At 64.0% G+C, this 20,983-nt stretch carries 19 protein-coding genes, 2 tRNA genes and 1 pseudogene; 16 read left to right on the top strand and 6 right to left on the bottom strand.

All coding sequences use genetic code 11. The features are described from left to right. Nucleotides 1-402, top strand: a pseudogene (locus B2P87_RS03110) (Na/Pi cotransporter family protein); the annotation flags it as partial. A gap of 39 nt (nucleotides 403-441) precedes the next feature. Next, nucleotides 442-1,281, top strand: coding sequence for a DMT family transporter (locus tag B2P87_RS03105; protein WP_141891936.1), 840 nt, complete (start codon nucleotides 442-444; stop codon nucleotides 1,279-1,281). Nucleotides 1,282-1,332: 51 nt separating this feature from the next. Here the strand turns inward: B2P87_RS03105 and B2P87_RS03100 are convergent, their stop codons facing one another. From B2P87_RS03100 to B2P87_RS03090, 3 genes are all read right to left on the bottom strand, one after another. Further along, nucleotides 1,333-4,290, bottom strand: a complete 2,958-nt coding sequence (locus tag B2P87_RS03100; RefSeq protein WP_141891937.1) for an ATP-binding protein — start codon at nucleotides 4,288-4,290, stop codon at nucleotides 1,333-1,335. A gap of 274 nt (nucleotides 4,291-4,564) precedes the next feature. Next, nucleotides 4,565-6,913 carry a methyl-accepting chemotaxis protein gene (locus B2P87_RS03095; RefSeq protein ID WP_167510278.1) on the bottom strand — a complete coding sequence of 783 codons (2,349 nt, stop codon included), beginning with the start codon at nucleotides 6,911-6,913 and terminating at the stop codon, nucleotides 4,565-4,567. Between the two features lie 475 nt (nucleotides 6,914-7,388). Beyond that, nucleotides 7,389-7,463 (bottom strand) — tRNA-Thr (locus B2P87_RS03090). A gap of 85 nt (nucleotides 7,464-7,548) precedes the next feature. Here B2P87_RS03090 and B2P87_RS03085 point away from each other — a divergent pair. The 4 genes from B2P87_RS03085 (at nucleotide 7,549) to hisD (ending at nucleotide 10,964) form a co-directional block, all read left to right on the top strand. After that, nucleotides 7,549-7,704 carry a hypothetical protein gene (locus B2P87_RS03085; protein WP_008556790.1) on the top strand — a complete coding sequence of 52 codons (156 nt, stop codon included), beginning with the start codon at nucleotides 7,549-7,551 and terminating at the stop codon, nucleotides 7,702-7,704. Between the two features lie 6 nt (nucleotides 7,705-7,710). Further along, nucleotides 7,711-8,979 carry a UDP-N-acetylglucosamine 1-carboxyvinyltransferase gene (gene murA, locus B2P87_RS03080; RefSeq protein WP_141891939.1) on the top strand — a complete coding sequence of 423 codons (1,269 nt, stop codon included), beginning with the start codon at nucleotides 7,711-7,713 and terminating at the stop codon, nucleotides 8,977-8,979. Continuing rightward, entirely contained in the window at nucleotides 8,979-9,455 is a 477-nt protein-coding gene (locus tag B2P87_RS03075; protein WP_141891940.1) for a DUF2948 family protein, read from the top strand. The genes murA and B2P87_RS03075 overlap by 1 nt, the downstream gene beginning before the upstream one ends. Nucleotides 9,456-9,662: 207 nt before the next feature. After that, nucleotides 9,663-10,964, top strand: coding sequence for a histidinol dehydrogenase (gene hisD, locus B2P87_RS03070; protein WP_141891941.1), 1,302 nt, complete (start codon nucleotides 9,663-9,665; stop codon nucleotides 10,962-10,964). 244 nt (nucleotides 10,965-11,208) lie between these two features. On the opposite strand, the gene B2P87_RS03065 is transcribed toward hisD, so the two are convergent. After that, on the bottom strand, nucleotides 11,209-11,967 hold the full coding sequence (locus B2P87_RS03065) for an SDR family oxidoreductase (protein ID WP_141891942.1): 759 nt from the start codon (nucleotides 11,965-11,967) through the stop codon (nucleotides 11,209-11,211). Between the two features lie 159 nt (nucleotides 11,968-12,126). Here B2P87_RS03065 and B2P87_RS03060 point away from each other — a divergent pair, with 159 nt between their 5' ends. From B2P87_RS03060 to B2P87_RS03015, 10 genes are all read left to right on the top strand, one after another. After that, the gene (locus B2P87_RS03060; protein ID WP_008555698.1) at nucleotides 12,127-12,606 is read left to right on the top strand and encodes a UPF0262 family protein; all 480 of its coding nucleotides are present in this window, start codon (nucleotides 12,127-12,129) and stop codon (nucleotides 12,604-12,606) included. A 3-nt stretch (nucleotides 12,607-12,609) separates the two neighbouring features. Continuing rightward, nucleotides 12,610-13,068 (top strand): low molecular weight phosphatase family protein, encoded by a 459-nt coding sequence (locus tag B2P87_RS03055; RefSeq protein ID WP_058285479.1) that lies wholly within the window; start codon nucleotides 12,610-12,612, stop codon nucleotides 13,066-13,068. Next, entirely contained in the window at nucleotides 13,065-13,463 is a 399-nt protein-coding gene (locus B2P87_RS03050; RefSeq protein WP_141891943.1) for a ketosteroid isomerase-related protein, read from the top strand. The genes B2P87_RS03055 and B2P87_RS03050 overlap by 4 nt, the downstream gene beginning before the upstream one ends. After that, a complete protein-coding gene (locus B2P87_RS03045; RefSeq protein WP_141891944.1) occupies nucleotides 13,460-14,095 on the top strand; it encodes a GNAT family N-acetyltransferase in 636 nt (211 codons plus the stop codon). Before B2P87_RS03050 ends, B2P87_RS03045 begins: the two co-directional genes overlap by 4 nt. 115 nt (nucleotides 14,096-14,210) lie before the next feature. Then, on the top strand, nucleotides 14,211-15,089 hold the full coding sequence (locus tag B2P87_RS03040; protein WP_141891945.1) for a carbon-nitrogen hydrolase family protein: 879 nt from the start codon (nucleotides 14,211-14,213) through the stop codon (nucleotides 15,087-15,089). A gap of 83 nt (nucleotides 15,090-15,172) precedes the next feature. Next, nucleotides 15,173-15,391 carry a translation initiation factor IF-1 gene (infA, locus tag B2P87_RS03035; protein ID WP_005620785.1) on the top strand — a complete coding sequence of 73 codons (219 nt, stop codon included), beginning with the start codon at nucleotides 15,173-15,175 and terminating at the stop codon, nucleotides 15,389-15,391. 178 nt (nucleotides 15,392-15,569) lie between these two features. Continuing rightward, a complete protein-coding gene (locus tag B2P87_RS03030; RefSeq protein WP_141891946.1) occupies nucleotides 15,570-16,151 on the top strand; it encodes a Maf family protein in 582 nt (193 codons plus the stop codon). Further along, on the top strand, nucleotides 16,148-17,170 hold the full coding sequence (locus B2P87_RS03025; protein WP_141891947.1) for a ribonuclease E/G: 1,023 nt from the start codon (nucleotides 16,148-16,150) through the stop codon (nucleotides 17,168-17,170). Before B2P87_RS03030 ends, B2P87_RS03025 begins: the two co-directional genes overlap by 4 nt. Further along, nucleotides 17,167-17,370: a DNA gyrase inhibitor YacG gene (locus B2P87_RS03020; RefSeq protein WP_141891948.1), complete on the top strand. Its 204-nt coding sequence runs from the start codon at nucleotides 17,167-17,169 to the stop codon at nucleotides 17,368-17,370. Before B2P87_RS03025 ends, B2P87_RS03020 begins: the two co-directional genes overlap by 4 nt. Before the next feature lie 81 nt (nucleotides 17,371-17,451). Next, nucleotides 17,452-17,526 (top strand) — tRNA-Phe (locus B2P87_RS03015). A 442-nt stretch (nucleotides 17,527-17,968) separates the two neighbouring features. Here B2P87_RS03015 and B2P87_RS03010 read toward each other — a convergent pair. Together B2P87_RS03010 and B2P87_RS03005 are read right to left on the bottom strand one after the other, a co-directional pair. Continuing rightward, nucleotides 17,969-19,933, bottom strand: a complete 1,965-nt coding sequence (locus tag B2P87_RS03010) for an ABC transporter permease (RefSeq protein WP_141891949.1) — start codon at nucleotides 19,931-19,933, stop codon at nucleotides 17,969-17,971. Continuing rightward, nucleotides 19,930-20,961, bottom strand: coding sequence for a quaternary amine ABC transporter ATP-binding protein (locus B2P87_RS03005; protein WP_058284512.1), 1,032 nt, complete (start codon nucleotides 20,959-20,961; stop codon nucleotides 19,930-19,932). The genes B2P87_RS03010 and B2P87_RS03005 overlap by 4 nt, the downstream gene beginning before the upstream one ends. Nucleotides 20,962-20,983: the final 22 nt, after the last annotated feature.

Here is a 20,983-nt window from a genome sequence, read left to right as displayed (position 1 = left end):
CGCCGCCTGACGGTGCTGGCCGAGGAGATGCGCAAGAAGGAGCTGCGGTTCTCCCGCGACGGCTGGCTGGAGATCACCCGCATGCATGAGGCGATCCTGGCCAATCTGCAGCTGGCCTCCAACGTTCTGATTTCCGACGACCTGGAGAGCGCGCGGCTTCTGAGCCTGGAGAAGACCGAGCTGAAACGGATGGAGCGCGACAGCCGCAAGCGCCACCTGCGGCGGCTGCAGAGCGGCGGGCGGGAGAGTTTCGACACCTCTGACATCCACCTGGAGACCCTGCGCGCCCTGCGCGAGTTCAACAGCCACATCGCAGCGGTGGCCTACCCGGTGCTCTACCGCAACGGCCAGCTGTTGGAGACGCGGCTGATCGAGGAGATGCGGCCGGAAGAAACCGATTGAGGCAGGAGCCGGCCTGTTAATAGAAGTCCTATCACGATTATGACCCCCTTTATCATTGCCATCATTCTGTCAGCGGCGCTGCTGCACGCGGTGTGGAACGCTATTGTAAAAACCGCTGCCGACCGCACCACAACGCTGGGGCTGGTTGCCTTTGGCCATGTCATCCCCGCCTCCGTGATGATCGCGGTGCTGCCGCTGCCGTCGGCTGAGAGCTTTGTCTTCATCCTGCTCTCGACTGCCGTGCATTTCGGCTATTACTACATGCTGGGGCGCGCCTATCAGCATGGCGACCTCAGCGTCGTGTACCCGATCGCGCGGGGCATCGTGCCGGCACTGGTGGGCCTCTGGGCGATGATCTTTGCCGGGGAGGTGCTGCCGCTGCAGGCCTGGGCCGGGATTGCGGTGATTGTGCTTGGCATCCAGCTTAGCAGCTGGAAAGCGCTGCGCTCCGGCGTTGGCCGTGCAGCACTGGGATTTGCCGCCGGGACCGGGTTTTGCATTTCGGTCTATTCGCTGGTCGATGGCATCGGGGTGCGGCTGTCGGGCAACACGCTCAGCTACTGGGCCTGGGGGGCGTTCCTGCACATCTTCATTGCGGGCTTCGTTGCTTTGCGCAAGCGCCGCACACTGGCGGCCCTGCGCCCGCGGACTTGGGCCCTGGGAATTGCCGGCGGGCTGGTGTCGATGACAGCCTACGGCCTGGTGCTTTATGCGAAGAACTTTGCCCCGCTGGGGGCGGTCTCGGCGCTGAGGGAAACTTCGGTGATCTTTGCGGCGCTGATCGGGTTTGCCATTCTGAAGGAGGGCTATTGGATGCGGCGCCTGGGCGCGGCGGTGCTGATGGCCGCGGGTGTGTCGCTCATCGGTACGGCTGTCTAGCGCCCGCGCCCCTTGGCGGCCCACAACCGGACAGGGTGGCGGGCCGAGGCATCAGGCGCTGGCACGGGGCCGCCGCTGCGTGTCTTCTGCTTCCGCCAGAACGGCCGCAAGAGTATGCAGCAGCACCGTCTTTTTCACCGGTTTCGCCAGAAAATGGTCCATGCCGGCGTCCAGGCAGGCCTGCCGGTCGCTGGAGAAGGCATTTGCCGTCAGCGCCACGATGACTGGCTGGCGAATGGGAAGGCTGCGGATTTCCTGCGTGGCTGAAATGCCATCAAGCTCCGGCATCGACATGTCCATCAGGATGACGTCTGGCTCCAGCTCCCTGCACATCTCCACTGCCGCGCGGCCGTTCCCGGCCTCTTGCAGATCAACCGGCTGGCCGCGCAGAAACTTGCGGACCAGCAGCCGGTTGGTCTGATTGTCCTCGGCCAGCAGCACCCGGCAGGGGCCAAGCTGCGGCGCCGCGTCCGGCAGCGCCGGTGCTTCTGCATCCGGTGCCTGGCTGGCGGGGGACATCTGCAGTTCCAGCCGGAAGCAAGAGCCTTTGCCAGGTTGCGACTGCACCGAAATGCCGCCGCCCATCCGCTTGGCCAGCATGCTGGAAATCGTCAGGCCCAGACCGGTGCCGCCAAACGCCTTGGTGGTTGCGGCGTCAGCCTGGGTGAAGCGGTCAAAGATGTGGCTGGCCTGGGCTTCGGAAATTCCGATGCCGCTGTCCTCGACCTCGACCACAAGACGGCATCGGTCCGCGCCGGCGTGCGAAACCCGCACCGCGATTTTGCCGTCCGGGGTGAATTTCACCGCATTGCCGATCAGGTTGACCAGGATCTGGCGCAACCGCCCGTCGTCGCCGTGCAGCCGTTCAGGCAGGCCGTTCGCATAGCTCACCTGCATCGAAAGGCCCTTTTCAAGCGCCTTCGGGCGGAACAGGTCGGCAGCGCCGCCGATGCAGTCGCGCAGGTTGAAATCCTCCCGGCTGATGGCGAATTTCCCGGCCTCCAGCCGCGACAGGTCGAGGATGTCATTGATGATTTTCAGCAGCGCCTGCGCCGAACTGCGGATGGTTTCGACGTTCTGCTGGTCATCGGCTGTCAGGTCTGCCTCCGCCAGCAGATCGGCCATGCCGATGATCCCGTTCATCGGGGTGCGGATTTCGTGGCTCATGTTGGCCAGAAATTCCGACTTGGCGCGGTCGGCGTGTTCGGCGGCCAGCTTGGCCTCGGCCAGTTCACGCTCGCGCTGTTTGCTGCGGGTGATGTCGCGCTCGATACCGATGATCAGGTCGACCTCGCCATCGGCACCGGTCACCGGTACGATGTTGGTGTCAAACCAGACCTCCTCGCCGGCCTTGGTGTAGTTGAGCACTTCATTGTGGTAGCGGATGCCACGCTCCTTGTGGCGGTTCATTTCGCGCACCACGCTGAGGTCGGTGGCAGGCCCGTCCAGAAGGTCGGACGGGGTGCGGCCGATGGCTTCGTCGGCGCCGTAGCCGGTGGCGCGGGTAAAGGCGTCGTTCACCCAGAGGATCTTGCGGCTGCCATCGGTCAGGATGATGCTGTCAGAGGCATGTTTGGCGACCAGGGACAGACGGTGCAATTCCGCCTGCTGTTTCTGCAGCTCGGCATGGGCTTCCTCCAGCGCCCGCTTGCCTTCCTTCAGCTCGGTATTGCGTTCCGACAGCGCCTGGTTGGCGTGGATCAGCTCCTCGCGCAGGCGGACGTCTTCCGACACATTCCAGTTGACGCCGATCATCCAGCTGCGCCCCTGCGTGTCGGTGAACGGGCTGGCCAAAGCCCGGATGTGCTTGACGGAGCCGTCGTCCAGCAGGATCCGGAACTCGGAGGCAAAATTCGTTTTCGCACGCTCGGCAGCCTCCAGGGATTTGACCACCCGGTCCCGGTCCTGCGGGTGCAGCCTGGCAATCCAGGCGCTGCCCGCCAGCGGCCCCTGCTCGCGGGGGACGCCGTACAGTTCATGCATCCGGCTGTCCCAGCTGACACGCTTGTTGCCGGCATCGCATTCCCAAATGCCGACCCGGGAGGTCTTGACCGCGATCTCCAGCCGCCGCGAAACCGCTTCCAGCTCCGCCTCCCGGCGCCGCAGCTGCCCGATCACCGTTTGCCGCGCCGCCGACAGCCTGCCGGCCAGGAAGGTCGGGAAAACAATCAGGGTTCCGGCCGCCAGCAGCGCCAGCCGCAGCTGCCACAGGTTGCCCGGCTGGGCCTGCCAGCCGCCTGCGGGCCGGGCCGCCAGCTGCCAGGACCCGACCGGCAGATTGATGTCCATCATGACCGGTTCCCCAGCGGGGATCTCCTCGGTTCCAAGAAACTGCTGGCCGGCCGCGCCGGTGCCGTCCTTGCCGGTAAGGGCAATTTCCAGCGTCTGGGCGCCGCCTGTTACGCCGGTTTCCGCATAGAGCGTCTTGGTCTCGACAACGGCCGACAGAATGCCCCAGAACTCCTTCTTGTCTTCCGGCCCGGTGAAGATGGGCAGCCGGTAGATGAAACCGGTGCCGCCCTGCACCAGGTTGACCGGGCCGGCCAGCACCATTTCACCGCTGTCGCGGACCCGGTAGGCCGCTTCCCGCTGGGCTGCTGTTTTGGTGTAGTCCAGCCCGATGGCGGGCTCGTTGCCCTTGATCGGATAGATCAGCGAGACCACCAGCCCCGGGGCCGCGGCAATATGCCGGATCGCGGTCTGTCCCATCAGAACCTGTTCCGCAATCTGGCTGAACCGCGCCTGCGGCATGTCCGGTTCGGTGGCCAGCATGGCGGCAAGCCCGCGCAGCCGCTGATAGTCGCCGTTCAGCTGGCCCTCCAGGCTGGACTTCATCAGCCCGGCCTGCTGCTGAACCCTGGCGCGTTCGGACTGGTAGTGGATCGTGTCGTTTTGCCTTTCGGCGTAATACCCGGCAGCGCAAACAACCGCCAGGGCAAGCAGGGCGGGCAGGTAGGTCCGGTTGCCGAGCCTGCGCAGCCAGCCTGCGGAAATCTTGTTCAGGGCCATATAGCCACCTTTTGCATTTGCGCGAATCTCCTCTGACAGCCGCCAGGGCTCTGCACGTCAGGTGTCCGGTTCTGCTCCAAGATCTCCTTAAAGTCTGAAAAACAGGTTTTCACAACCGCAGCTATTTCAGCGGCGGTGCCGCGCCGGCCTGGGCGTCGGCCGCGGCCGGCGGGCGGCGGCGGGCAGGCCGTCACACGGGGCAGCAGGCAGCCTGGCCGCCCGGGCCCGGCCCCGTGCGCGGATCCGGGTCCGCAGCAAGGAGTCCGGCGCGGGGTCAGAAATCCTGCCATTTCATCAGGGCGGCAGACCCATCCGGGGCCGGGACGGCGGCCGGCCCCTCCGGCGCATCAGCCCAGCCCGTGCCGTGCGCCGATGGCAGTTCCGCTGCGGCCGGCTGCTTTGGCGCCGCCGTCGCCAGCCCGACATCGAACCGCGCCACCAGCCCGGCCAGCTTGGCCGCATCGCCGTTCAGCAGCTGGCCTGCCGCGGTCATCTGTTCCACCATCGCGGCATTCTGCTGGGTCACCTGATCCAGCTGCATCACGCCGGTGTTGATCTCGCCGATGCCGGTGGACTGTTCGGCGGCGCCTTCGGCAATGCCCGACACCAGGCCCGAGATATGGGTGACCTGCGAGACGATGCCGTCCAGCGCCGCGCCAGCCTTGCCGACCAGGTCCACGCCTTTGGCCACCTGTTCGCCGGAATTGGAAATCAGCGCCTTGATTTCCATTGCCGCATCCGAGGACCGCTGCGCCAGCGCCCGCACTTCGGAGGCGACAACCGCAAACCCGCGTCCGGCTTCACCCGCCCGTGCGGCCTCCACCCCTGCGTTCAGCGCCAGCAGGTTGGTCTGAAAAGCGATGTCGTCGATCACGGTGATGATCTGCGAAATGTGGGTTGAGGACTGCTCAATCTCAGTCATTGCGGATACCGCATTCTGAACCACCTGGCCGCTGGTTTCAGCCTCATCCCGGGCCCTGTTCATCGCGGCTTCAACCCCGCGGGCGCCATCGGCCGCCGCTTTGACGCTGGCGGTCATCTGGTCCAGTGCCGCCGCGGTCTGTTCAAGCGTGGCAGCCTGGCTTTCGGTACGCTGCGACAGGTCGTCTGACGCCTGGCTGATCTCATGCGTGCCGCTGCGGATGCTGGTGGTGGCCTCAACCACCTCGCGCACCGTCGCGTTCAGCGTGTTGACCGTCTGGTTGAAGTCGAGCCGCAGGCCCTTGTAGGCCTCGGGGAAGGGCTTATCAATCGTGCTGGAAAAGTCGCCGTTTGCCAGGTTTTTCAGGCCGTTGCGCAACTCGCTGACCACATGGCCCTGCTGGCGCTGCAGCTCTGCCCGTTCCTCTTCGGCGGTCTGGGCATTTTGCAGATCGGTTTTCAAACCTTCCAGAATGCCTGCGATATTGCCGAATTCGTCTCCGTTGCCCTTGCCCGCAACCGGATGATCGTAATCTTTGGCCGCAATATGCTCGACGCTGCCGGACAGGGCGGCAACCTTGCGGGCGATGCCGCGGGCCGCCGCCCACGACAGCAGCGCTACCGCCAGCGCCACCCCAACAGCCTGCAGCATGGCGGCATTGACCAGGCTTTTCTGCGCAGCCAATGCCTCGGCACTGTCGACTTCCAGCACGATCCCCCAAGTCCGGTCGTCCAGGCCGACGCGGCCGGCCATCGCCTCAACCGGCTGGCCGGACAGCCCCGGCGTGCCGGAAAACGTGCTTTCCCGGCCGCCGATCGCGGCGCCGATCTGCTGCAGCTGAGGCAGCTGCGACAGGATCTGATGGCCGCCAGGGCGGCTGGATGCAGTCAAGGCAACGCCATCACCGCGCACCAGATAGGCCTGGCCGGTGTCCCCCAGCAGCGCGGAATGTGACAGAATCCCCGCGATTTCGTTCACAGGCACCCTCAGGACCAGGGCCCCCATGATCGCGCCCTTTTTGAAGACCGGCGAGGACAGGAACATGGCGGCAGCACCGCCGCCTGCCTCATAAGCGGCCATTTCCGACAGGAACACATCGCCCTGTTCCAGCTCCAGCGCCGTTTGGAAGGCTTGGCCCAGACCGCTGTCCTTGTAAGGCCCATCCAGGTAATTCAGTGCAAAATCGGCATTCTTTTGAACCGAATAGACCATGTTGCCCTGAACATCCAAAAGATAGGCGTCAAGAAACCCCTGTTCCTCCAAGAACGTGACAAAACCGGTATGGTTCATCTTGTGGCGGATCGACCAGGCCGATTTGTCCTTGGCGTCCAGCAGTCTATAACGCTCCCCGGCGGGGTTGGGGTTGCCGTCGGCATATGCAGCGCGCAGGTAACCTCCGGGATTCTCGCCCAGAGAGTAGAAGCCGTTGGAGAAATCCCGCAGCGCCGTTTCCACCGCCTTGCTGGCAACCAGCGTCCGGGTCTGTGAGCGCAGGTCCGCCACCCAGGATTCCAGGGCTTCCTTGCGTTCCTCCAGCAGCGTTGCAAAGGCGGCTTCGCGGTTGGCCTTCAGCGCTTGCCCGGCTTCCCAGGCAAAGAAAAAGCCCGAAGCGAGCGTCAGCAGGATTGTCGGCGCGGCGATGGACAGCGGCAGCTTGCGGCCCAGCCGCATATTGCCCCAGAATTTGGACAGTCGGGTCATCAGTGTGCAGCTCCCATCAGCATTTCGGTCTGCCCGGCAGCCAGAGTGCAGCGGCGGGCTGTGCCAGCCGGGTGGCGGTTGATGTGAGAAACACTCAGAGGGATTCGTTTCCGCAGCGTTAATTCGGGTGCCGGAGCCCCTGATTTGCGGCATCTCTCCGCGGCGGGGGCCGCAAAAAGGCCGTTTCAGTTTTATTTGCGGACTCCGCCGATGCGGCGATTCGCTCAGGCTCAGCCGAATTCCGCCGCCTTCCTGCGCCCGCAGCTGCGAATCTGCCGGGCCGGGTGCAGCTGTGCCGCCGCCAGCCCGGTTCCGGCTGAAAACCGCCCGGCAGGCTGCCAACGGCGCACGCGGCGCGAAATTTCTTTATTTTCAGGATATCAAGCCTGCAGGCGATGGCCGTTTGCATGCGAAAGCGGCATCAAAAGCACTCGGCCCATGTCCAAGCCTTTGAAAACACTGATATTTTGGAAGATGGTGCTGCTGGAGAGAATTGAACTCTCGACCTCTCCCTTACCAAGGGAGTGCTCTACCTCTGAGCTACAGCAGCGCCGGTGAGGGGGCTTTTAGGCATAAACGCGGGGGGGTGCAAGAGCATTCTGGACGGTTTTTTCGCACTAAGTTACAGAAGTTCTATGGCAGAGAAGAAAACACCGAAAAACGACGGATCTGCGGCCTCCCGAGAAGACCGGCTGAAGGCCGCGCTCAAGGCCAACATGGCCCGGCGCAAGGCCCAGGCCAAGGCGCGGGCTGATAAGCAGGACCAGGACACAGGTAAGAGCGGAGAGTAAGAGCAGATGGATTCGATTCTGGTAACGGGCAATGGCCCGCTGAACGGGCAGATCCCGATCGCGGGCGCCAAAAATGCCTGCCTGACCCTCATGCCGGCGACGCTGCTCAGCGACGAGCCGCTGACGCTTACCAATGCGCCGCGGCTCAGCGACATCAAGACGATGACCCTGCTGCTGCAGTCCCTGGGGGCCGAAGTGTCCAGCCTGCAGGACGGCCAGGTGCTGGCGATGTCGAGCCATGACCTGACAAGCCATGTCGCCGATTATGAAATCGTGCGGAAAATGCGGGCTTCCAACCTGGTGCTGGGCCCGATGCTGGCCCGTCTGGGCCAGGCCGTGGTGTCGCTGCCGGGCGGCTGCGCCATCGGCGCGCGGCCGATGGATCTGCACATCCACGGACTTGAGGCGCTAGGCGCTGAGATCGAGCTGAAAGACGGCTATCTGCACGCCAAGGCGCCGGGCGGCCTCAAGGGCGCGGTGGTCGAGCTGAGTTTTGCCTCGGTCGGCGCCACCGAAAACATCATGATGGCGGCCACGCTTGCCAAGGGCACCACAGTCATCAAGAACGCGGCACGCGAGCCTGAGATCGTCGACCTGGCGGACTGCCTGCGCAAAATGGGCGCACAGATCGAGGGCGACGGCAGCCCGGACATCACCATTCAGGGCGTTGACCGGCTGCATGGCGCAACTCACCAGGTGGTCACCGACCGGATCGAGCTTGGCACCTATATGCTGGCCCCCGCGATTTGCGGCGGCGAGGTCGAACTGCTGGGCGGCCGCCGCAGCCTGCTGGAAAGCTTCTGCGACAAACTGGAGATGGCCGGCATCGAGATCACCGAAAATGAAAACAGCCTGACCGTCAGCCGCAAGAACGGCCGGGTCCGGGCGGTGGACGTGGTGACCGAACCTTTCCCCGGTTTCCCGACCGACCTGCAGGCGCAGATGATGGCGCTGATGTGCACCGCCGAAGGCACCTCGGTGCTGGAAGAGAAGATCTTTGAAAACCGCTTTATGCACGCCCCGGAACTGGTGCGTATGGGGGCGCAGATCGAGGTGCATGGCGGCCATGCCACGGTAACCGGCGTCGAGAAACTGAAAGGCGCGCCCGTTATGGCCACCGACCTGCGGGCTTCGGTCTCGCTGATTCTGGCTGGCATGGCCGCAGAAGGCGAAACCAAGGTGAGCCGTGTCTACCACCTGGACCGCGGCTATGAGCATGTGGTGCGCAAGCTGTCCGGCGTCGGCGCCAAAATCGAACGGATCAAGGAGCAGTGATGGCGGATGCAAGTTTCGAGGACGGCCGCGAGGTTCCGCTGAATCTGGGCGCCCTGGAGGAAGAGGACCTCAAGGTCATCTCCTCGCTGATCCAGGATGCTGTTTTCCCGGCAACCGAAATGAGCTGGCGCGCCTCGCAGCGCCGCTTTGCCCTGCTGCTGAACCGCTTCCGCTGGGAGGACCGGGATGCCGCCGAACGCCGCGGCCGCGCCTATGAACGGGTGCAGTCGCTGCTGGTGGTGGACAATGTGCTGCGGGTGGCCTCGCAAGGGGTCGACCGCAAGGACAAGGATCTGGTGCTGTCCCTTCTTGCCGTCAGTTTCGAACCCGGCGAGGACGGCACCGGGCATGTGCTGCTCACACTGGCGGGCGACGGGGCGATCCGGTTGTCGGTCGAGGCGCTGGAAGTCTCCCTGCGCGACGTGACCCGGCCCTACCGTGCCCCCTCGGGGAAGGCACCGGATCACAAATCCTGAACAGCGCAAAACAAGCCCGGCCTCTTCCGGGCCTTTGCAGTAAGGCAGCGCAACCGGACTGGCGGTCCGGGGGCATTGGCCACCGGTCCAAAAGGGGGCGGCGCCCCGCGATTGCGTCCATTTGCGCCGCGCGCGCCCATGCTTCTTGAGCCCATAGATCTTGAGACTGCCCGGTCATGCAGCTATGCGAGGGCAAAGGAGATCCCGATGCCGCAGTTTCTGAACACCCGTGACACCGATTTCGAAGCATCCTTCACGGCGCTGCTGGGCGCCAAGCGCGAGGACAGCCCGGATGTGGACGCCATCGTGGCCGGGATCATCGCGGACGTGCGCGCCCGCGGCGATACGGCGCTGGTGGAGCTGACGGCCAAATTCGACCGGCTGGACCTGGCGCCCGCGCAGCTGCGCATCACCGAAGCGGACGTTGATGCGGCCATTGCCGAAGTCTCCCCCGAAGAACGCGCCGCACTGGAGCTGGCGGCAGACCGCATCCGCGCCTATCACGCGCGCCAGATGCCGCAGGATGCGCAGTGGACGGATGAGGCCGGCGCAACGCTGGGCTGGCGCTGGTCGGCAGTGTCGGCTGCGGGGCTTTACGTGCCGGGCGGGCTTGCGTCCTACCCGTCATCGGTGCTGATGAACGCCATCCCGGCCAAGGTGGCCGGTGTCGGACGGCTGGCGGTCACGGTGCCAACGCCGGACGGTCAGATCAACCCGCTGGTGCTGCTGGCGGCACGGATTGCCGGAGTCGATGAAATCTACCGCGTTGGCGGTGCGCAGGCCGTCGCGGCGCTGGCCTATGGCACCGAAACCATCGCACCGGTGGACAAGATCACCGGCCCCGGCAACGCCTTTGTCGCGGCGGCCAAGCGGCGGGTGTTCGGCAAGGTCGGCATCGACATGATTGCAGGCCCCTCGGAGATCCTGGTGATCGCGGACAAGGACAACAACCCGGACTGGATCGCGCTGGACCTGATGAGCCAGGCCGAACACGACGAAAGTGCACAGTCGATCCTGATCACCGACGACGAAGGCTTTGGCCGCGCGGTGGCGGAGGCGGTGGAGAAACGCCTGGAGACGCTGGAGCGCCGCGCCATTGCCGGCGCCTCCTGGCGCGATTTCGGGGCGGTGATCACCGTGCAGGATCTGGGTGAGGCGGCGGCGCTGTCCAACCGCATCGCGCCGGAGCACCTGGAGCTTTGCGTTGCCGACCCGGTTGCGCTCAGCGAACAGACGGTTCACGCGGGCGCCATCTTCCTTGGCCAGTACACGCCCGAAGCCATTGGCGACTATGTGGGTGGCCCGAACCACGTGCTGCCGACCGCGCGCTCGGCGCGGTTCTCCTCCGGCCTGTCGGTTCTGGATTTCCTCAAGCGCACCACGCTCAGCCAGATGACACCGGATGCGCTGCGCGCCATTGGCCCGGCGGCCGAAGTGCTGGCGCAAAGCGAAAGCCTGGAGGCGCACGGTCTGTCGGTCACCGCACGTCTGGATGCGCTGAACGGGTAAGGGCCGGAGGGGCGCTGCCCCTCTGCGCGTGCCGCGCATTCACCCCGGGATATTTCCGGCCAGATGAAAAGGGATCCGCGCCCCGGGCCTGTCGGGGCGCTTCACCTGGCGCGGTCATCGGCGTCCCCGCCTGTACCGCGGGACGAGGGTGGCCAAGTTTGGTTAATGATCCGTTGCTTCATCTGGCCCCAAATATCCCCGCCGGAGGCCGCAAGTCATTTTTCCCGGAGAAATGACGCAGCACTCAGTAGTGCGCGGTATAGCCGCCATCCACCGCCAGCACCTGTCCGGTGATGTAAGACGCGGCAGGGGAGGCGAGGAACAGAACGGCGGGCGCCAGCTCCTCAGGCACGCCCCAGCGGCCGAGTGACGTGGCGGCCTTGAGCTTGTCCGCAATCGCCGGATCCGCCGCCGCGGCCATGTTCGGCGCGGTCTTGAAGAACCCCGGGGCGATTGCATTCACGGTGATGCCCATCGGCCCCAGCTCTGCCGCCAGCGCCCTGGTCATACCGTTGATACCGGCCTTGGCGGTGGTGTAGGCGGCGTCGCGCGCCTGCGCGATCAGGCCCGCGATCGAAGAGATATTGATGATGCGGCCATATCCCTTGGGGGCCATCTGCGCCGCTGCCAGCTGGCTCAGGCGGAAGGGCGAGACCAGATCGACCTCCCACAGCGCCTGCAGATCGGCGCGGGAGAACTCCGGCAGGCTGCGGCGGTCGCGCTGGCCGACGTTATTGACCAGGATATCGAGCCCGCCTGCCGCCGCGATGTCTTCCATCGCCGCAACGCAAGCCTCTTCATTTGCCACATCCAGAACCAGCGGGCGGGCGGTGCCGGGCATCCGGGCCGCGGCCGCTGCCACCCGCTCCTCTCTGCGGCCGTTGATCCAGACCTCGGCGCCTGCCCTGGCGAGCAGCCGGGCGGCGGCAAAGCCCAGCCCATCGGTCGATCCGGTCACCAGCGCGCGCTGGCCTGCGAGGGAAAACTGTTCAAACGCTGTCATGGTCCTGTCTCCTGCACGGGGCAGGCTGGGCAGGCGGACGCTGTCTGTCAAGCGCTGCCGCATACCACCCTTGCTGTGACGCCTGCTGCTGCATTGCCCAAGGCGCGCCGGTGCGATACTCATGGCCGGACGCCTTAGCGCATATAGAGACAAAGACCCATGAGCCGCATCAGCCACATCGAACTGGACGACCGCAACCTGCCGCCTCCGACCCCTGAGATCGAGCAGGAGCGCAAGGTGGCGATCTATGACCTGATCGAAGAAAACAGCTTTACCCTGCCGTCCCGCGAGGACCGCGATCTGCCTGAAGGCCCGTACCATCTGGGCCTGGCAATCCGCGACAAGCGGCTGGTGTTCGACATCAATACCGAAGCAGGTGAGAAGGCTGCGGAATTCCACCTGTCGCTGTCGCCCTTCCGGCAGGTGGTGAAAGACTACTACCAGATCTGCGAGAGCTATTTCACCGCGGTGAAGACCATGCCGCCAAGCCAGATCGAGACCATCGACATGGCCCGGCGCGGCATCCACAACGAAGGCAGCCGGGTGCTGCAGGAGCGGCTGGAGGGCAAGGCCGAGGTCGACACGGATACCGCCCGCCGCCTATTCACCCTGATCTGCGTTCTGCATTTCGGAGGCTGACGGGTGAAGGAGCTGCCGCAGTCCGTTCTGTTCTGTTGCGACCACAATTCGGTCCGCTCTCCGATGGCGGAGGGCATCATGAAGAAATTCTATGGCACCGGCACTTATGTGCAGTCGGCCGGCGTCAAGAACGACATGGAAATCGACGGCTTCTCCATCGCGGTCTGCCAGGAAATAGATGTCGAGCTGTCGCGCCACCGCTCGCGCTCCTTTGACGAGATGGAGCGCTGGGGCGATGATCTGTCGTCGTTTGACCTGGTGGTGGCGCTGTCGCCCGCCAGCCAGCGCCGGGCGCTGGAACTGACCCGTTTTTTTCACCTCGATGTCGAATATTGGCCGATTATGGACCCAACCGGGCTCGGCGAGACCCGCGAAGCCAAGCTAGATATCTACCGTCAAACACGGGATCAAATCATCCAGCATCTGAAAAACCGCTGGGGCGAACCGACGGAGAGAACATGACCGACACCATCGCGCGCTATTTCGAAGCCTTCAATGCAGGCGACACCGGTGCCATGCTGGACTGCCTGGACGACCAGATTGCCCACCATGTGAACGAAGGGCAGATCCGCGCGGGCAAAGAGAAATTCGCGGAATTCTGCGCCCATATGAGCCGCTGCTACAAGGAAGAACTGACCGATTTGGTGATCTTTTCCAGCGACGACGGCACCCGCGCGGCGGCGGAATTCATCGTCAACGGCACCTATCTGGTGACCGACGAAGGCCTGCCGGAAGCCAAGGGCCAGACCTACCGCCTGCCGGGCGGGTCGTTCTTTGAGCTGAAGGACGGCAAGATTTCCCGCGTCACCACCTATTACAACCTGGCGGACTGGATCGCCCAGGTCTCCGCCGGATGACACTCCGGGTCGAAGCGATGACCGGCGCGGCGCTGGAGGCCGCGCTGGACGACGTGGCGGGCCTGCGGATCAAGGTGTTCCGGGCCTGGCCGTATCTCTATGACGGCGATCTGGCCTATGAGCGCGCATATCTGCAAAGCTACCGCGACAGTGACCGCGCCGTTGTGGTCGGCGCTTTCGACGGCGATGCGCTGGTCGGCGCCTCCACCGGCGCGCCGCTGGCTGATCACGCGGATGATTTCGCGGCAGCCTTTGAGGGCACTGGCATTGAGCTGGAGGACGTCTTCTACTGCGCCGAATCTGTGCTGCTGCCGGAGTACCGCGGGCAGGGTGCCGGCCACGGTTTCTTTGACGCGCGAGAGGCGCACGCGCGCAAGCACGGTTTCCGCAAATGCGCGTTTTGCGGCGTGCAGCGTCCGGCGGACCATCCGCTGCGCCCGGCGGATTACGCGCCGCTGGACCCGTTTTGGCGCAAGCGCGGCTACCAGCCCCTGGCTGGCGCCATCGCGCATTTCTCATGGAAGGACGTCGATCAGGCGGAAGAAACGAAGAAGCCGCTGCAATTCTGGATCCGGGATTTGCAGCACTGCCGGCCCGGTTTGGCCGGAGAGCCTTCTGCCGGTCCGCTGTAAGAGGGGTGCACAGGGGGTGCACAGGGAGTGTACGGAAGGCACCCCCCGTTTTCGAAGACCCTCAAAAGCAGCCGGGCCTATCTGCACAGCAGGAATTGCACAAAGGGAAGACAGGATGAAAATCGCCACTGCCGCTTACCCGCTCGACTGGCTCGACAGTTGGGCGCAGTACGAAGACAAGCTGGCCGCCTGGGTGGCAGAGGCCGCCGGGAACGGCGCCGAACTGCTGGTGTTCCCGGAATACGGCGCAATGGAGCTTTCGACGCTGGACGGGGCTGCGGTTGCAGGCGATCTGGCGCAGTCGATCAATTCGGTCTCGGAAAAGATGGAGGATGCGGCGGCGCTGCACCTGAGGCTGGCCGCTGAGTACGGGGTGCACATCCTGGGCGCATCTGCGCCCGTGAACAGCGGGCTGGACCAGCCGGTGAACCGGGCGGAATTCTACACGCCCGGCGGCAGCCGCGATCACCAGGACAAGCAGATCATGACCCGGTTCGAGCGCGCGCCGTGGGGCATCGCTGGGGGCGGCCCGCTCAAGATCTTCGAGACCAGTTTGGGCAGAATCGGTGTGCTGATCTGCTATGACAGCGAGTTCCCGCTGCTGGGCCGCGCCCTGGCGGAGGCGGATGTGATTCTCGTCCCTTCCTGCACCGAGGCGCTGGCCGGATACTGGCGGGTGCGCATCGGCGCGATGGCGCGGGCGCTGGAAAACCAGTGCGTGACCGCAATGGCCTCCGTCGTGGGCAACAACCCGTGGTCCGAGGCGGTGGATACGAATACCGGAATGGGCGGCATTTTCGGCCCGCCGGACAAAGGGTTCCCCGGAACCGGGGTGCTCGCCGAGGGCGTGCTCAATCAGCCGGGCTGGACCTACGGCGAGGCTGATCTGGACACAATTGCCCATGTGCGGGCCGATGGCGGGGTGCTGAACCGGCTGCATTGGGAGGAGCAGATGCCGCGGGTGAAATCAGTCACAAAAGCCGTGTTATCCTGATTGAGGCCTTGAAATATTGGGAAAATGCCCCCATTTAAGCGCACGTCCCGCAGTTTGCGGGTTAACCCAATGATGGAGACAACATGGCCAAGGAAGATACGCTCGAATTTCCCGGTGTCGTGAAGGAACTCCTGCCTAACGCGACGTTTCGGGTCGAGCTGGAAAACGGCCATGAAATCATCGCGCATACGGCAGGCAAGATGCGCAAGAACCGCATCCGTGTTCTGGCCGGCGACCGGGTCCAGGTGGAAATGACACCCTATGACCTCACCAAGGGCCGGATCAACTACCGCTTCAAGTAAGTCGTTGATCTGCCAAGACAATCAAAGCCCGGCATCGCGCCGGGCTTTTGTTTTTGAAGCGGCTATGCAGCCGCGGCCTCCGGCGGGGATATTTTAGGCAACAGGAAGCGGGCCAGTGCGCTTTTCCGCGGCCGGAAATCACCGTATGACAGGCGCGAACAGTCAAGAGGGCCAATGCATGGCATTCATTCTGGGATCGGGCAGTCCGCGGCGGCTGCAGCTTCTGGCGCAGTTAGGCGTGCATCCTGACGCTGTGCGCCCGCCGGAAATCGACGAGACGCCGCTGAAAGGCGAGCTGCCGCGCGACTATTGCGCCCGGGTGACGCGGGAAAAAACGCAGGCTGTCCCCGCGGGGACGGACGATATTGTCCTGTGTGCCGACACCACCGTCGCCCTGGGCCGCCGCATCCTTGGCAAGCCGCGCGATGCAGGAGAAGCGGCCGCGTTCCTTATCGCCTTGTCGGGCCGCCGCCACCGGGTCATCACTGCCGTCGCCGTGCGCCGCGGGGACCGGATCTGGGAAAAAGACGTGGTGAGCCAGGTGAAAATGAAAAACCTGTCTGACGAGGAGCTGAATGCCTACCTCGCCACAGGCGATTGGGAAGGCAAGGCCGGCGCCTATGCCATCCAGGGGCCCGCCGGGGCCTTCATTCCGTGGATCAGCGGCTCCTTCACCGGTATCGTCGGGCTGCCGCTGTCAGAAACTGCCAATCTTCTGCGCGCCGCCGGGCTGCCGCTGTATCAGGAGGCTGCCGCATGAAGGGCCGCACCGTTATTCTCGACCACATCCAGGACCGTGAAGCCGCCGCGCTGATGGTGGATGGCAAACTGGAAGATTTCCTGATCGAAAGCGATGCGCCTGCGCCCGGCACCATCTACCGCGCCCGCGCCGACCGGCCGGTTAAGGGGCAGGGCGGCATGTTCCTGACCACGCCCGACGGCCCGGCCTTCCTGCGCCAGGTCAAGGGGCTGGCGCCGGGCCAGATGATCCTGGTGCAGGTCTCCGGCTATGCCGAGCCGGGCAAGGCGATCCCGGTCACCCAGAAGCTGCTGTTCAAGAGCCGCTATGCGATCGTGACGCCGGAGGCCCCGGGTCTGAACATCTCGCGCAGCATCCGCGACGAGGAAGAGCGCGACCGCCTGCTGGAAATCGCCCATGAGGAAATGGGGGACACGGGCTATGGCCTGATCCTGCGCTCTGCCTGCGCCGGGGCGGACCGCGAAGAGATCGCCGAGGATGTCGCGGCTATGGCAGCTATGGCGGCTCAGGTGATGCAGGATGAAGGAGCCGAAGCGGAAGTGCTGTCCGAAGGCGACACTCCGCATCTGCTGGCCTGGCGGGACTGGGTCGAGCCCGCGGATATCGAACGGGATCCGGGCGGATTTGAGCGCCAGGGCGTTCTGGATGCGCTGGACATTGCCCGGGGTATCCGCGAGCCGCTGCCCGGCGGCGGTTCCCTGTTTATCGAGCCCACCCGCGCCCTGGTCGCGGTGGATGTGAACACCGGGTCCGACACCTCGCTGGCGGCAGGTGTGAAGGCAAATATGGCGGCCGCCAAGGCCTTGCCGCGTGCCCTGCGCGTCAGGGGTCTGGGCGGCCAGATCGTGCTGGACCTGGCGCCGATGCCCAAAAAGGACCGCCGCGGGTTCGAGACCGCGCTGCGGGCCGCCTTCCGGGCCGATTCCGAGGAAACGGTTCTGGCCGGCTGGACCAGCCTTGGCCACTACGAACTGCAGCGCAAACGCGGTCGCATTGCCCTGAGTGAGGTGCTGAAATGAGCTGTCCGATTTGCGGCGGGGAATCGCAAAAGAGCTTTCGGCCGTTCTGCTCCAAACGCTGTGCCGATATCGACCTTGGGAAGTGGCTGACCGGCGCCTACTCGGTGCCCAGCCAGGATCCGGAAGACATTGAAAACGCTTTGGAAGAAGCAGAGCGCGCACTGGCACCCGAAGAAAAGACGCAGCAGACGCGTCATTAGCAATTTTCTTTGAAAAACCCTCTGGACACCGCCGCGCCCTCGGCATAGAAGGCCTCCACCCAAGGCGATCAGCCTTCCCGTGCCCGGGTAGCTCAGGGGTAGAGCAGTGGATTGAAAATCCTCGTGTCGGTGGTTCGATTCCGCCCCCGGGCACCATTACTACATAATATAACTGAAGAATTTCGCCCGTTGATGATCATCGGAGCCGACTCTAAAAGTTATACACTTCTCAAATGGGCTCGGTTTGGCCAAAGATTCCGAAAGTCGAGTTACAACGACCAAACACTTCCGCAAGGTGCTGTCGATCTGCAAGACACTGCACCGCCCCTACTACTAGATCCGCTTCCGAGACCCCTTGCTGGGAGATACGTCCACCGGTCGTCCAAGGAGGCAACACGGCCGGATGCTATTGAAGTGGCCCATGAGTTTGCCGTTATCGGAACCCAGGCAAAAATCTGCGGCCCCGGCGATTTAGTCGCCGGCACGCAGCGGCTATTTTGCCGAGGTCAGGCGGGCCATGGAGAAGCCTGGAAACAGCAGACAGCCTATGCGGGTAAACGGGGCGGGGCCTAAGCCGCTGGAATGGATGGTTGCAGTTTCACTCCAGCCCCAGCGCGTCTTTCCTGGACTTGGCCCAGGTGGTGACAAGGTGATCCACCATCAGCCCCATAAAGGCGACGGCGAGGCCCAGCATCAGGCCCTTGCCGACATCGGTGGAGGATAGCGCGCGCTGCATTTCCTGGCCCAGGTCCTGGGTGCCGATGAAGGCGGCGATGATAACCATAAACAGCGAGAACATGACCGACTGGTTGACCCCGACCATGATGGTTGGCAGGGCCATCGGCAGGCGGACTTTCCACAGGGTCTGCAGCCGGGTGGCGCCGGACATGCCGGCGGCCTCTATCAGGGTTTCCGGCACCTGCCGCAGCCCTTCGATGGTGTAGCGCACCAGCGGCACGGCGGCGAAGAGGACCACGGCGCCGATGACTGCCACATCGTTCACTCCGAACAGCATGACCACCGGGATCAGGTAGATGAAGCTGGGAAAGGTCTGCAGCGTGTCGCAGATCAGAAGGGCGATGTCCGCCCGTTTTTCGTGAAACGATCCCCAGATGCCGAGCGGAAAGCCCAGCACGGCGGCAATCGAGACAGCGACCACGACAGTGTAAACCGTGATCATCGCACGGTCCCACCAGCCGGACATGGCGATGAGGCCGAAGAAGGCAAGGCACACCAGCGCCGAGCGCAGGCCGCCAATGGCCCAGCCAACTGCGGCCAGCAGCGCCAGCACCGCGGCATAGGGCATCCACAGGAAGGCATCGCGGATCGGAATCAGCACCCAGGTGATCAGGAACCAGCGCAGCCATTGGGTGACCGGGTCGATCAGCACGATGAACCAGTCCGCCACAGCGTCAATCGGCTGGGAGATGGTGAAAGCATCACGGCGGCCGATCTGGTCCATCAGCGGGACGAACTGCGCCAGCACAAGGCAGGCGATCGACAGGCCGGTTCCCAGCAGCAGGAATTTGTTGCGGACAGCAAATGAGGTGCCCTTCTCGAAATGCTCGGGCTGTTTGGTGGCCCAGGCCTTGGTGCAGCGGTCGAGCATGACGGCCAGCAGCACGATGGTGATGCCGATCTCGACCGAGCGGCCGATTTTCAGTGCTTGCAGCAGCTGCAGCAGCTTTTGGCCCAGGCCCGGCATGCCGATGAAGCTGGCAAGAACCACCATTGCGAGGCACTGCATGATCACCTGGTTCACACCGACCAGGATTTCGGTTCGCGCCGTTGGAATCCGCACATGGCGCAAGAGCTGCCAGCGGGTCGAGCCGCACATGTGGCCGCTTTCGATCACCTCATGCGGGACCTTGCGCAGGCCCAGCAGGGACATGCGGATCATTGGCGGCACCGAGAAGATGATGGTGACGATGGCGCCTGCCTTGGGGCCGACGCCGATGAAGACCACAACCGGGATCATATAGGCGAAATGCGGCAGGCTTTGTGCGATATTGAGGACCGGGTTCAGGATCCGCTCAAAGGACTTGGAGCGCCAGGCGAGGATGCCCATGATCAGGCCGAACAGGATTGAGAAGGGGGCGGCGACGACAATTACGGACAGGGTCTCCATCGCCCATTTCCACTGCCCCATGACCGCGATCCAGACAAAGGTGCCGCCGGTGAGCAGCGACAGCCGCCAGCCTTGCAGGGCATAGCCGGTGACAAAGCCGATGCTGGCAATCACGGTCCAGGGAACGGGGCCGATGCGGGGCCAGCGGTTTTTGCCGTACAGCAGGTTGGCGGTCACATCGAGCAGCCATTCCACGCCATCCGCGAAGGCGCGGGTCAAATGGAGGAGGCCCAGATCATCCCGCAGGAAGGCGAAGATTGCGTTGATCCAGTCCGCGAAGGGCAGGATCAACCATTCTGGCGGCCGCACCAGCCCGGCGGGCAGGACGGAGTTTGCCACAGCCAGCAGGCAAGCCGCGGAAAATACCGCCCAGCCGGTTTTGGCGCGTGTCCAGGTGTGGGATTTGCCGGCAAGTATCATTGTCTGGTCGGTCATGACGCCTCTCCCAGAAGCACGTCTAGCGCCTCCTGGCGGTTCAGGGCGCCGATCAGGCTGCCTGAGGAGCTGGCAACAGGCAGGTAATCCCGGCTGTCAGTGACCAGCAGGCGGGCCAGTTCCGCGATGGTCTGTTTCTCGCCCACGGCGGAGCCGGTCAGGCGGTGGCCGTTCACCTCGCGCGCCAGCACACCGGCATGGACAACGCGGGACTTCTCGATTTCCTTTGTAAACTTGGCGACATAGTCGGTGGCCGGGTTCAGCACGATCTGGTCAGGAGTATCGCATTGCTCGACCACGCCGTCCTTCATGATGGCGATGCGGTCGGCGAGGCGCAGCGCCTCGTCGAAATCATGGGTGATGAAGACGATGGTCTTGCCCAGCATCTCTTGCAGCCGCAGGAATTCGTCCTGCATTTCGCGGCGGATCAGCGGGTCCAAGGCAGAGAAAGGCTCGTCGAGGAACCATATGTCAGGTTCAATTGCCAGGCTGCGGGCGATACCGACCCTCTGTTGCTGGCCGCCTGAGAGTTCCCGCGGGAAATAGTCTTCACGGCCCGAGAGGCCGACCAGTTCGATCACTTCCAAAGCACGGGCACGGCGTTCGTGGCGGTCCTGGCCGCGCATCTCCAGCGGAAAGGCGACGTTGTCCAGAACCGTGCGGTGGGGCAGCAGGCCAAAGCTTTGGAACACCATGCCCATCTTGTTGCGGCGCAGATGGATCAGTTCCTTTTCGGACATCCCGCCGATGTTCTGGCCCTCGACCCGGACTTCGCCGCCAGTAATGCCGATGAGCCGCGACAGGCAGCGCACGAAGGTCGATTTGCCGGAGCCGGACAGCCCCATGATCACCAGCATCTCGCCCTTGGCAATGTCCAGGGAGACGTCACGCACGGCGGCGATGTAGCCGGCCTGGCGGATTTCATCAAAGCTCGGGTTGCCGGTCAGCGACTTTAGATACTGTTCCGGATTTGCGCCAAAAAGCTTCCAGACGTTTTTGCAGGAAATGACGGGGGTGGCGGCGGTCATGGCTAAACTTTCATTGGCATGG

The organism is Leisingera sp. UBA4491, assembly GCF_002388965.1.
GTDB lineage: Bacteria > Pseudomonadota > Alphaproteobacteria > Rhodobacterales > Rhodobacteraceae > Leisingera > Leisingera aquaemixtae.
The sequence above is the reverse complement of the archived record's forward strand: the minus strand, read 5'-3'. Positions and strand labels throughout refer to the sequence as shown.